12 protein-coding genes are annotated in these 10,407 nt (G+C 72.4%); all 12 read right to left on the reverse strand.

The genetic code is table 11. The features are described 5' to 3' along the window. Nucleotides 1-60: 60 nt before the first annotated feature. On the reverse strand, nucleotides 61-816 hold the full coding sequence (locus tag ACYVE9_RS07740; protein ID WP_461026990.1) for a sirohydrochlorin chelatase: 756 nt from the start codon (nucleotides 814-816) through the stop codon (nucleotides 61-63). 75 nt (nucleotides 817-891) lie between these two features. Further along, nucleotides 892-1,788, reverse strand: a complete 897-nt coding sequence (locus tag ACYVE9_RS07745) for an ABC transporter permease (protein ID WP_461026991.1) — start codon at nucleotides 1,786-1,788, stop codon at nucleotides 892-894. Beyond that, a complete protein-coding gene (locus ACYVE9_RS07750) occupies nucleotides 1,775-2,575 on the reverse strand; it encodes an ABC transporter ATP-binding protein (RefSeq protein WP_461026992.1) in 801 nt (266 codons plus the stop codon). The genes ACYVE9_RS07745 and ACYVE9_RS07750 overlap by 14 nt, the downstream gene beginning before the upstream one ends. 35 nt (nucleotides 2,576-2,610) lie before the next feature. Further along, nucleotides 2,611-3,723, reverse strand: coding sequence for an ABC transporter substrate-binding protein (locus ACYVE9_RS07755; RefSeq protein ID WP_461026993.1), 1,113 nt, complete (start codon nucleotides 3,721-3,723; stop codon nucleotides 2,611-2,613). A 160-nt stretch (nucleotides 3,724-3,883) separates the two neighbouring features. Then, complete coding sequence (locus ACYVE9_RS07760; protein ID WP_461026994.1) at nucleotides 3,884-5,260, reverse strand: sulfate adenylyltransferase subunit 1; 1,377 nt, start codon at nucleotides 5,258-5,260, stop codon at nucleotides 3,884-3,886. Continuing rightward, nucleotides 5,260-6,204 (reverse strand): sulfate adenylyltransferase subunit CysD, encoded by a 945-nt coding sequence (cysD, locus tag ACYVE9_RS07765; RefSeq protein ID WP_461026995.1) that lies wholly within the window; start codon nucleotides 6,202-6,204, stop codon nucleotides 5,260-5,262. The genes ACYVE9_RS07760 and cysD overlap by 1 nt, the downstream gene beginning before the upstream one ends. Continuing rightward, nucleotides 6,201-6,791, reverse strand: a complete 591-nt coding sequence (cysC, locus tag ACYVE9_RS07770; RefSeq protein WP_461026996.1) for an adenylyl-sulfate kinase — start codon at nucleotides 6,789-6,791, stop codon at nucleotides 6,201-6,203. Before cysC ends, cysD begins: the two co-directional genes overlap by 4 nt. After that, the gene (locus ACYVE9_RS07775; RefSeq protein ID WP_461026997.1) at nucleotides 6,791-7,483 is read right to left on the reverse strand and encodes a phosphoadenylyl-sulfate reductase; all 693 of its coding nucleotides are present in this window, start codon (nucleotides 7,481-7,483) and stop codon (nucleotides 6,791-6,793) included. The genes cysC and ACYVE9_RS07775 overlap by 1 nt, the downstream gene beginning before the upstream one ends. Next, nucleotides 7,480-7,677, reverse strand: coding sequence for a hypothetical protein (locus ACYVE9_RS07780; RefSeq protein ID WP_461026998.1), 198 nt, complete (start codon nucleotides 7,675-7,677; stop codon nucleotides 7,480-7,482). Before ACYVE9_RS07780 ends, ACYVE9_RS07775 begins: the two co-directional genes overlap by 4 nt. Continuing rightward, a complete protein-coding gene (locus ACYVE9_RS07785; protein WP_461026999.1) occupies nucleotides 7,674-9,368 on the reverse strand; it encodes a nitrite/sulfite reductase in 1,695 nt (564 codons plus the stop codon). Before ACYVE9_RS07785 ends, ACYVE9_RS07780 begins: the two co-directional genes overlap by 4 nt. A 158-nt stretch (nucleotides 9,369-9,526) precedes the next feature. Continuing rightward, nucleotides 9,527-9,610 (reverse strand): putative leader peptide, encoded by an 84-nt coding sequence (locus tag ACYVE9_RS07790; RefSeq protein ID WP_309471194.1) that lies wholly within the window; start codon nucleotides 9,608-9,610, stop codon nucleotides 9,527-9,529. 97 nt (nucleotides 9,611-9,707) lie between these two features. Continuing rightward, the gene (locus tag ACYVE9_RS07795) at nucleotides 9,708-10,286 is read right to left on the reverse strand and encodes a GNAT family N-acetyltransferase (protein ID WP_461027000.1); all 579 of its coding nucleotides are present in this window, start codon (nucleotides 10,284-10,286) and stop codon (nucleotides 9,708-9,710) included. Between the last annotated feature and the right edge of the window lie 121 nt (nucleotides 10,287-10,407).

The raw sequence follows: 10,407 nt of genomic DNA on the forward strand, positions 1-10,407 counted from the left end.
ATCTGCGGACGATGCCGCTGGTGGAGCCCTGCAGGACGGACGTCCGCCGGGCCGGGCGGCTCAGGCGCTGAGCGGTGCGCGGTGCTCGGTGCGGGCCTGGTCGTAGCGGAGGGTGACCAGCTCGGCGACCTCCGGGGCGTCGCCCAGGACCGGGGCGAGCACGTCGGCGCCGGCCTCCCGCGCGTCGGCGGCTATCCGGTCCGGGAGACGGCCGGGCGCCAGCACGTAAGGGGAGACCACCACGCGCCGCGCCCCCAGCGCACGGAGTTCGCGCACCACGTCGGCGGTGCGGGGCGGGGATGCGGAGGCGAACGCGGGCCGCACGGCACACCAACCTGAGGTGCGCCGCCACTCCCGCGCGGTTTCAGCGATCACCGCGTTCGCCTCCGGGTCGGAGGAGCCCGCCGAGGCCAGGACGACCCCGGTCGAGCCGGTGTCACCGGGCGGCAGCCCGGCTTCGTGCAGCCGCCGTTCCAGGGCCGCCCGCAGCAGCGGGTGCGGGCCCAGGACGCCGGCCCGGGTGACGGACAACCGCGGCAGCCGCTGGAGCGTCTCGCGCAGCACCGAGGGGATGTCCGTCTTGGCGTGGAAGGCCCGGTTGAGCAGCAGCGGCAGCGCCACCACGTCCCGGACGCCCTCGTCGTGCAGCCGCCGCAGCGTGCCGGGCACCGTGGCCGGCTGGAAGTCGAGATAGCTCTCCTCCACGCGGACCCGCGGGCGCAGCGACCGCACCCGGGCGGCGAGCGCGGCGACGGTGGCCGGATGCCGGGCGTCGCGGCTGCCGTGGGCGATGATCAGCAGGGTGGGATCGGCCATGGGAAGTTCCGTTCGACCTCGGTGCGGTGGGGGATCGGCGACGGGGGTTCGGTTCGGGTCAGGTTCTCACCGGACTCAGCGGGCCGCCAGCAGGCCCCGGCTGCGCAGCACCCGCCGCTCCAGCGGGGCGAAGACCAGCAGGTCGATCGCGATGCCGACGACGAGGATCAGCAGGATGGCGCTCAGCACCACCGACATGTCCTGGTAGGCGCGTCCGGTCTCCAGCAGCTGGCCCAGCCCGGCGCCGAGGTCGGGGGAGTGGGCGATGATCTCCGCGGCCATCAGCGACCGCCAGGAGAACGCCCAGCCCTGCTTGAGCCCGGAGAGGTAACCGGGCAGTGCGGCCGGCAGCACCACGTGCCGCACGCCGCGCAACCCGGTAGCGCCGATGACCTGCCCGGCGCGCAGGTACAGCGGCGGGATCTGGTCGACGCCGGCCACCAGGCCGTTGGCGATGGAGGGCACCGCGCCCAGCAGGACCACCGCGTAGATCATCGAGTCGGTCAGGCCGAACCAGATGATCGCGGCGGGCACCCAGGCCACCGACGGCAGTGACTGGAGGCCGGTGAGGATCGGCCCGATCGCCGCCCGGACCAGCTTGGCCTTCGCGACGAGCAGCCCCAGCGGGGTGCCGATGGCGACGGCGACGAGGAAGCCCAGCACCCCGCGCGAGACGCTGGTCCAGATGGTCTCGAAGAGCGTGCCCTTGTACCAGAGGTCGGCGACGGCGTCCCAGACCTGGAGCGGGCCGGGCAGCTGGTAGTCCTCCTTCACGCCGAGCACGAAGACGAGCTGCCAGAGGGCGACGACCAGCACGACGGCGACGACCGGCGGCAGCAGCTTGTCCCGCAGCACCCGGCTGACCGGGGTGCGCACCGCCGTGTGGGTGTCGAGCGCGTCCAGGCCCGCTTCCAGCCCGGCCAGGTCGGAGGCGTCCGGCCGGGAGTCGGTGCCGGAGTCAGTGCTGGCCATGTCGGCGGATCTCCCCCCGCAGTTGTTCGGTGATCTCCACGGACAGGCTGGCCACCGCGGAGTCCTCGATGCGCCGGGGGTGCGGGATGTCGACCTGCCACTCCCGGGCGACGCGCCCGGGCCGGGAGGACAGCAGCACCACTCGCTGGGCGAGCCGGACGGCCTCGCGGACGTTGTGCGTGACGAACAGGACCGACACGTGGGTCTCGCTCCAGATGCGGGTCAGCTCCTCGTGCAGGACGTCGCGGGTGATGGCGTCCAGCGCGGCGAACGGCTCGTCCATCAGCAGCAGCTTGCTGTCCTGGGCGAGTGCCCGGGCGAGGGCTACCCGCTGCCGCATGCCACCGGACAGCTCGTGCACTCGCTTGCGGTAGGCGCCCGACAGGCGGACCAGTTCCAGCAGCCGTTCGGCCTCCGCGGGCCGTTCGGCCTTCGGCAGGCCGCGCAGCTTGAGCGCCAGTTCGATGTTCTTGCCCGCGGTGAGCCAGGGGAACAGCGCGTGCTCCTGGAACATCAGGGCGGCCCGTCCGCCGGGCACGTCGATGCTGCCGGCGGACGGCCGGTCCAGGCCGGCGACCAGGTTGAGCAGCGTCGACTTGCCGCAGCCCGACGCCCCCAGCAGGGTGACGAACTCGCCCGGGCCGACGTCGACGGACACGTCGTCGAGTACGAGCTGGCGGGCGCCGGGCCGGCCGAAGGACTTCGACACGTGCTGGATCCGGGCGGCGTAGCCGGCCTCGACCTGTGCGGTCGCGGCCGGTGCCTCGGTGAGTTCGGTAGTGGGCATCGCGGTCACCTCCTGGGAACGTGGTGTGGCGGGGGTCAGTCGGTGCCGAGGCCGGCGTCGTCGACCGCCGGCCTGCCCTCGGCCTCGAGGACCTTGTTGAGGAGGGTCAGGTCGTAGATGCCGTCCGTCCTCGCCGTCTCGAGCAGTCCGGCGGCGACGCTGTGCTCGGCCTGCTCACGAAGCGTCGCGGCGAGCGGGTCGTCGGTGACCTCGATCGCCGCGAACGCCGGGTCGAGCACCTCGGCCGGCAGCGACTGGCCGGTGTACCTCTCCAGGCCGGCGTTGAGGACGTCCTTCGCCTCGTCGGGGTGTGCGTTGATCCAGGCGTTGGTCCGCACTGATCCGCGCACCACCGCCTCGACCGCCTCCGGGTGCTTCTCGAGGAACTTCCGGGACACGATCAGGTGCGTGCTGACGAACCTGCCGTCGTCCCACAGCTCCTTCTCGTCCAGCAGGACCCTGCCGCCCTGGGCGACCAGGACGGACGCGGTGGGCTCGGGCACCCAGGCGCCGTCGAGGCCGCCCTGCCGGAAGGTGGTGGGGATCTCCTTGGTGTCCTGCCGGACCACCGAGACGTCCCCCTGCCCGGTGTCCGGGTCGACGGTCAGGCCCTGCTCGGCGAGGTGGTGGAGCAGCGCCACGTCCTGGGTGTTGCCGATCTGCGGCGTGGCGATCCGCTTGCCCCGGAGGTCCTCGACGGACGCCACGCGGTCGGGGTCGACGACCAGGGACGCCCCGCCCGAGGTGGCGCCGGCGACGATGCGCAGGTTCCTGCCGTCCGCCCGGGTGAAGCCGTTGACGGCCGGGGACGGGCCGATCCAGGTCAGATCGACGGCCTCCGCGTTCAACGCCTCCACCGCGGCCGGGCCGGCGTTGAAGACCTGCGGCTTGACGGCGGTGCCGCCCAGTTCCTTCTGGATCAGCCCGCCCGGGCCCAGACCCACCAGCGGGGTGGCGTGGGTGACGGTGGCGAAGAAGCCGACCCGGACCTCGTCCAGCCCGTCCACCTTCGGCCCCTCCGCGGCGACCGGCGCGGTCGCGTCGGGCACCCGCTGCGAGCCGTAGCCGCAGGCGGTGAGCAGCAGCAGCGGCAGCACCGCGAGCGCGGTGAGGGTGCGCGGGACGACACGTGGTCGGGCGGAAGGCACGGCGGGTGTCCTCTCAGGGGGAACGGGCGGCGGAACGGCGGGAGTCGAAGAGGCGCGTCACGGCGCGCATCGTCCGACTCCGCCCTGCCCGCTGCCGCGCACGCCGCTGCCTATCCGGCCGCCGCGCTGGTCGAACGTGGAGAACACCTCACCGGTCATGTCAGAAGTCCCACCCCTCGTCGTCACCGCGGGCCGCCTCCGGGGCGGCGGCGCCGGCCTTCTCGGCGAACGCGTCACCGGCCATGCCGGCCGACAGGGTGGTGCCGTCCGCCGGGTCGATCAGCAGGAACGAGCCCGTGCGCCGCGAGTCGGCGTAGGCGTCCACGGCGAGCGGCTCGGCGGTGCGGACCACCACGCGGCCGATGTCGTTGGCGACCAGCTCACCGGGCGCCGGATGCTGGGACAGGTCGTCCAGGGTGAGCCGGGACGGGATGTCCTTGACGATCGCCTTGACGGTGCGGGTGGTGTGCTTGAGCAGCACCCGCTCGCCGACCTTCAGCGGCCGGTCGTGCAGGTGGCACACGGTGGCGGTGAGGTCCTGGCTGGCCGTGACGGTGGCGTCGGCGGGCACGATCAGGTCGCCCCGGGAGATGTCGAGGTCGTCGGTGAGGCGCAGCGTCACCGACTGCGGCGCCCACGCCACGTCCACCGGGTCACCGAACGCGTCGATGCCCTCGATGGTGCTGGAGCGGCCCGACGGCAGCACCGTGACCCGCTGCCCGACGCGCAGCACACCGGACGCGACCTGGCCGGCGTAACCCCGGTAGTCGGGGTGCTCGACGGTCTGCGGGCGGATCACGTACTGCACGGGGAAGCGGGCCACGCAGGCGGACACGTCGTGGCTGACCGGGACGGTCTCCAGGTGCTCCAGCACCGTCGGGCCGCCGTACCAGTCCATGTTCGCCGACGGCGTCACCACGTTGTCGCCGGCCAGCGCGGAGATCGGGATGGCGGTGATCTCCGGCACGCCCAGTGAGGCGGCGTAGGCGGTGAACTCCTCGGCGATCCGGGCGAAGACGGGCTCCGCGTAGTCCACCAGGTCCATCTTGTTGACGGCCAGCACCACGTGCGGGACCCGCAGCAGCGCTGCGACGGCGGCGTGCCGGCGCGTCTGCTCCACCACGCCGTTGCGCGCGTCGACCAGCACCACGGCCAGTTCGGCGGTGGACGCGCCGGTGACCATGTTGCGGGTGTACTGCACGTGGCCCGGCGTGTCGGCCAGGATGAACCGGCGCCGCGGGGTGGCGAAGTAGCGGTAGGCGACGTCGATCGTGATGCCCTGCTCCCGCTCGGCCCGCAGACCGTCGGTCAGCAGCGCCAGGTCGGGGGTCTCCTGGCCGCGGTTGCGGGACGCGTGCTCGACCGCCTCCAACTGGTCGGCGAGCACCGACTTGGAGTCGTGCAGCAGTCTGCCGACGAGCGTCGACTTGCCGTCGTCGACCGAACCGGCCGTCGCGAACCGCAGCAGCGAGGTCGCCGCGGTGCGGGCGGCGATGTCGACGTGGCCGGTGTCGCCGTTGGTCTCGGTGGCGCCCATCAGAAGTACCCCTCGCGCTTGCGGTCTTCCATCGCGGCCTCGGACAGCTTGTCGTCGGCCCGGGTCGCGCCGCGCTCGGTGAGCCGGGACACGGCGATCTCCGCGATGACCTTCTCGATCGTGTCGGCGTCGGAGTCGACCGCGCCGGTGCAGGACATGTCGCCGACGGTGCGGTAGCGCACCAGCCGGCTCTCGACCGTCTCGCCGTCCTTCGGGCCGCCCCACTCGCCGGGGGCCAGCCACATGCCGTTCCGGGAGAAGACCTCCCGCCGGTGCGCGTAGTAGATCTCGGGGAGTTCGATGTCCTCCCGGGCGATGTACTGCCACACGTCCAGCTCGGTCCAGTTGGACAGCGGGAAGACCCGCACGTGCTCGCCGGGGGAGTGCCGCCCGTTGTACAGCTGCCACAGCTCCGGGCGCTGCCGCCGCGGGTCCCAGCCGCCGAACTCGTCGCGCAGTGAGAACACCCGCTCCTTCGCGCGGGCCTTCTCCTCGTCCCGCCGCCCGCCGCCGAACACCGCGTCGAAGCGGCCCTTGTCGATGGCGTCCAGCAGCGGCACGGTCTGCAACGGGTTGCGGGTGCCGTCCGGCCGCTCCCGCAGCCGGCCCGCGTCGATGAACTCCTGCACCGAGGCGACGTGCAGCCGCAGCCCGTGCTGCTCCGCGGTGCGGTCGCGGTACTCGATGACCTCGGGGAAGTTGTGCCCGGTGTCCACGTGCAGCAGCGCGAACGGCACCGGCGCGGGCGCGAACGCCTTCAGCGCCAGGTGCAGCATGACGATGGAGTCCTTGCCGCCGGAGAAGAGGATCACCGGCCGCTCGAACTCACCCGCCACCTCGCGGAAGATGTGCACCGCCTCGGACTCCAGGGCGTCCAGGTGGGTCAGTGCGTAAGGGCTCTCGCCCTCGGCGTTGATGCCGGTGACGGCAGCAGCGGTGGTCACGCCAGTCCCCTCTCGGTCAGCAGTGCGTGCAGCGCCGCCGCGGATTCCTCGACGGTCTGCTCCTGCGCGGCGATCCGCAGGTCGGGATCGTCCGGCGCCTCGTACGGGTCGTCCACTCCGGTGAGCCCGGAGAGCCGGCCGGCCGCCTGCTCGGCGTACAGCCCCTTCACGTCGCGCACCGCGCACACCTCGACGGGCGTCGAGACGTGCACCTCCAGGAACGGGGTGTCCTCCGCGCGGTGCCGCTTGCGGACCGCCTCCCGGCTGTCCGCGTAGGGCGCGATCACCGGGACCAGCGCCTTCACGCCGTGCGAGGCGAGCAGTTCGGCCACGAAGCCGATGCGCTGCACGTTGGTGTGCCGGTCCTCGCGGGAGAAGCCCAGCCCGGCGGAGAGGAACTCGCGGATCTCGTCACCGTCCAGTACCTCCACCCGGTGCCCTTCGGCGCGCAGCCGCTCCGCCAGCGCGCGGGCGATGGTCGTCTTGCCCGCGCTCGGCAGACCGGTGAGCCACACCGTGGCGCCCTGGGCCGTCCCGCTCATCTCCCGCTCCCTGCCTGTCGCTTGCCTGTCGCTGTGTTCCGTCATCAGCCGTGCAACCCGCACTCGGTCTTGTTCCGCCCCGCCCAGCGGCCGGCGCGCACGTCCTCGCCCGGCTGCACCCGGCGGGTGCAGGGCGCGCAGCCGACGGAGGGGTAACCGTCGTCGAGCAGCGGGTTGGTCAGCACGCCGTGCTCGGTGACGTAGGCGTCGACGTCCTCCTGCGTCCAGCGGGCGATCGGCGAGACCTTGACCTTTTGCCGCTTCTCGTCCCAGCCGACGACGGGTGTGCCGGCCCGGCTCGGAGACTCGTCGCGGCGCAGGCCGGTGGCCCACGCCCGGTAGCCGGCCAGGCCCCGTTCCAGCGGCTCGACCTTGCGCAGCGCGCAGCACAGGTCGGGGTCGCGGTCGTGCAGCTTCGGGCCGTGCTCGGCGTCCTGTTCGGCGACGGTCCGTACCGGCGTCAGGGTGAGTACGTTCACGTCCATGACGGCGGCGACCGCGTCCCGGGTGCCGATCGTCTCGGGGAAGTGGTAGCCGGTGTCGAGAAAGACCACGTCCACGCCGGGCGCGACCCGGGACGCGAGGTGGGCGACGACCGCGTCCTCCATGGAGGAGGTGACGCAGAAGCGGTCGCCGAACGTCTCGGTGGCCCAGCGCAGCACCTCCAGCGCCGGAGCCTCCTCCAGTTCGCGGCCCGCCTGTTCGGCCAGTCCGCGCAGATCCACAGCGGTGCTCATGCGGGGTCCTCCCGGTCGGATGCGGGGGCGGGGTCCGCCGTCCGGCGGAAGCCGCTGGAGAGCAGGCCGAGGAACTTCAGCCGGAACGCGCGGTTGCAGGACGCGCACTCCCAGGCGCCGGCGCCCTCCTCGCTGGGCCGCAGGTCCTCGTCGCCGCAGTACGGGCAGTAGAACGGTGCCGCGCGCTCGCTCACTTGAGGGCCTCCTCGCCGGCCCGCGTCGCCCACTGGGCGAACCGCTCGCCGTCCTCGCGCTGTTCGGCGAAGTTGCGCACCACCCGCTCGACGTAGTCGGGCAGTTCGTCGGCGGTGACCTTCAGGCCGCGGACCTTGCGGCCGAAGCCGGGCTCCAGACCCAGTGAGCCGCCCAGGTGGACCTGGAAGCCCTCCACCTGGTTGCCGTCCGCGTCGGTGACCAACTGCCCCTTGAGACCGATGTCCGCCACCTGGATACGGGCACAGGAGTTGGGGCAGCCGTTGATGTTGATGGTGAGCGGCTCCTCGAAGTCCGGCAGCCGCCGCTCCAGTTCCTCGATGAGGGACTGGCCGCGGCTCTTGGTCTCCACGATGGCCAGCTTGCAGAACTCGATGCCGGTGCAGGCCATGGTGCCGCGCCGGAACGGCGAGGGTGTGGTGGTGAGGCCGAGCGCGGCCAGGCCGTCGGTGAGCGACTGCACGTGGTCGTCCTCGACGTCCAGCACGACCATCTTCTGCTCGACGGTGGTCCGCACCCGGCCGGAGCCGTGCGCCTCCGCCAGGTCGGCGATCTTGGTGAGCGTGGCGCCGTCCACCCGCCCGACGCGGGGTGCGAAACCGACGTAGTTGCGGCCGTCCTTCTGACGGTGCACACCGACGTGGTCGCGCCACTGCTGGACGGGCTTCTCCGGCGCCGGGCCGTCGAGCAGCGCGCGTCCGAGGTACTCCTGCTCCAGCACCTCGCGGAACCGCTCGGGGCCCCAGTCGGCGATCAGGAACTTGATGCGGGCGCGGGTGCGCAGCCGGCGGTAGCCGTAGTCGCGGTAGAGGGAGATGACCCCCTCGAAGGCGTCGGCGACCTCGTCCAGCGGCACCCACGCACCCAGGCGCACGCCGATCTTCGGGTTGGTGGAGAGGCCGCCGCCCACCCACAGGTCGAAGCCGGGGCCGTGCTCGGGGTGCTCGACGCCGACGAACGCGATGTCGTTGATCTCGTGGGCGACGTCCAGCAGCGGCGAGCCGGAGACCGCCGACTTGAACTTGCGCGGCAGGTTGGAGAAGGCCGGGTTGCCGATGACACGGCGGTGGATCTCGTCGATGGCGGGGGTGCCGTCGATGATCTCGTCGGCGGCGATGCCCGCCACCGGGGAGCCGAGGATGACACGCGGGGTGTCGCCGCAGGCCTCGGTGGTGGAGAGGCCGACGCCCTCCAGCCGGCGCCAGATCTCGGGCATGTCCTCGATGCGGATCCAGTGGTACTGGATGTTCTGCCGGTCGGTGATGTCGGCGGTGCCCCGGGCGAACTCCTGGGAGATCTCACCGATCACCCGCAGCTGCTCGGTGGTCAGGCTGCCGCCGTCGATGCGGACCCGGAGCATGAAGTACTCGTCGTCCAGCTCCTCCGGCTCGAGGATCGCCGTCCGGCCGCCGTCGATGCCCGGCTTGCGCTGGGTGTACAGGCCCCACCAGCGCATCCGGCCGCGCAGGTCGGCGCCGTCGATGGAGTCGAAGCCCCGGTGCGCGTAGATCGTCTCAATGCGTGTCCGCACATTGAGACCGTCGTCGTCCTTCTTGGTCTGCTCGTTGGCGTTGAGCGGAGTGAGGTGGCCCTTGGCCCACTGGCCCTCGCCGCGGTGGCGGCCGGCCTTGCGGCGGGACGGAGCGGCGGCTGGCTTGGGGGTGTCGGCCATGGCGGTATGTGTCCTTCGGGCTGACGGCGGCGTGCGGCTTCGGCGCCTGCGCGTCCGGGCACACGGAAATCACCGGCGCCGGGGCAGGTCGGGATGGTTCAGGGGGTCTCGCCCGTCCGCAGCGGCGGGGACGGTGAGAGGCGGAGGTGCTGTGACTGTCAGCCCGCCGGACAGATGGCGCTGGACATGCGGCCGAGGTCGACGTGCCGCCGACTCACCAAGGCAATTCCAGCTCGAGACATGACGGAAGCGTGTCATGTGGATTTGGAACCAGTCCACCTTTATCCATTATCTGGACAACGGGGTCTCGCTCTGTGGGACGCTGTGGGGCGGGTCACATCATTCGGAGGCGGTGGCCCACATTCCGGATGCGGTCGCGACGGGCTCCTCGGTGACCTCCGTGCGGAAGACCGTGAACCCGCGGCGCTCGTAGTTCGCCATCGCGTGCGGGCCGTCCAAACTGCACGTGTGCACCCAGACCCGCCGGGTGCGCTCCCGCCCCGGCCAGCGGTCGGCCAGGTCCCAGGCCCGCTCGGTGCCGCGCGACAGCAGCAGCCCACCGATGCGCCGGCCGCGGAACGCGGCGATCAACCCGAAGTAGCTGATCTCCACGACACCGTCCGGCTGGGCGTCCAGCTCGATGAAACCCGCCGGAGTGCCCCGCTCGTAGGCCACCCACGTCTCCACGCCGGGCCGCTCCAGGAACTCCCGCCACCGCTCCCGGCCCCAGCCCAGCCGGTCCGTCCACGCCACGTCCGCGCCCACCGCGGTGTACAGGAAGCGGCTGAACTCCGGGCTCGGCACCTCGGCCCGCACGACGCGGACGCCGGACGCGGCGTCCGGCTCGGGCACGGCGCGAAGGTCGGCGGGCTCGTTCTGCTCCAGGGACCAGGTGGTGACGGTGGTGGTGGCGCTCATGCCCGAGATCCCATCACACACCGCCGCGCGCCCACCGGCGGGGCGGCGGCGTCCCCGCCCCCGGTGGGTCGCACGACTGCCTGCCGGGGTGCGGCTCACCTGCCAGGTGGCGGCTGAGGGC

Source organism: Streptomyces sparsus, from assembly GCF_054776295.1.

Coding starts and splice junctions, on each gene's coding strand:
- ACYVE9_RS07745 (WP_461026991.1), bottom strand. CDS start 1,788: ATGGCCAGCACTGACTCCGGCACCGACTCCCGGCCGGACGCCTCCGAC.
- cysC (WP_461026996.1), bottom strand. CDS start 6,791: ATGACGGAACACAGCGACAGGCAAGCGACAGGCAGGGAGCGGGAGATG.
- ACYVE9_RS07795 (WP_461027000.1), bottom strand. CDS start 10,286: ATGAGCGCCACCACCACCGTCACCACCTGGTCCCTGGAGCAGAACGAG.
- ACYVE9_RS07760 (WP_461026994.1), bottom strand. CDS start 5,260: ATGGGCGCCACCGAGACCAACGGCGACACCGGCCACGTCGACATCGCC.
- ACYVE9_RS07775 (WP_461026997.1), bottom strand. CDS start 7,483: ATGAGCACCGCTGTGGATCTGCGCGGACTGGCCGAACAGGCGGGCCGC.
- ACYVE9_RS07790 (WP_309471194.1), bottom strand. CDS start 9,610: ATGTCTCGAGCTGGAATTGCCTTGGTGAGTCGGCGGCACGTCGACCTC.
- ACYVE9_RS07750 (WP_461026992.1), bottom strand. CDS start 2,575: ATGCCCACTACCGAACTCACCGAGGCACCGGCCGCGACCGCACAGGTC.
- ACYVE9_RS07785 (WP_461026999.1), bottom strand. CDS start 9,368: ATGGCCGACACCCCCAAGCCAGCCGCCGCTCCGTCCCGCCGCAAGGCC.
- ACYVE9_RS07740 (WP_461026990.1), bottom strand. CDS start 816: ATGGCCGATCCCACCCTGCTGATCATCGCCCACGGCAGCCGCGACGCC.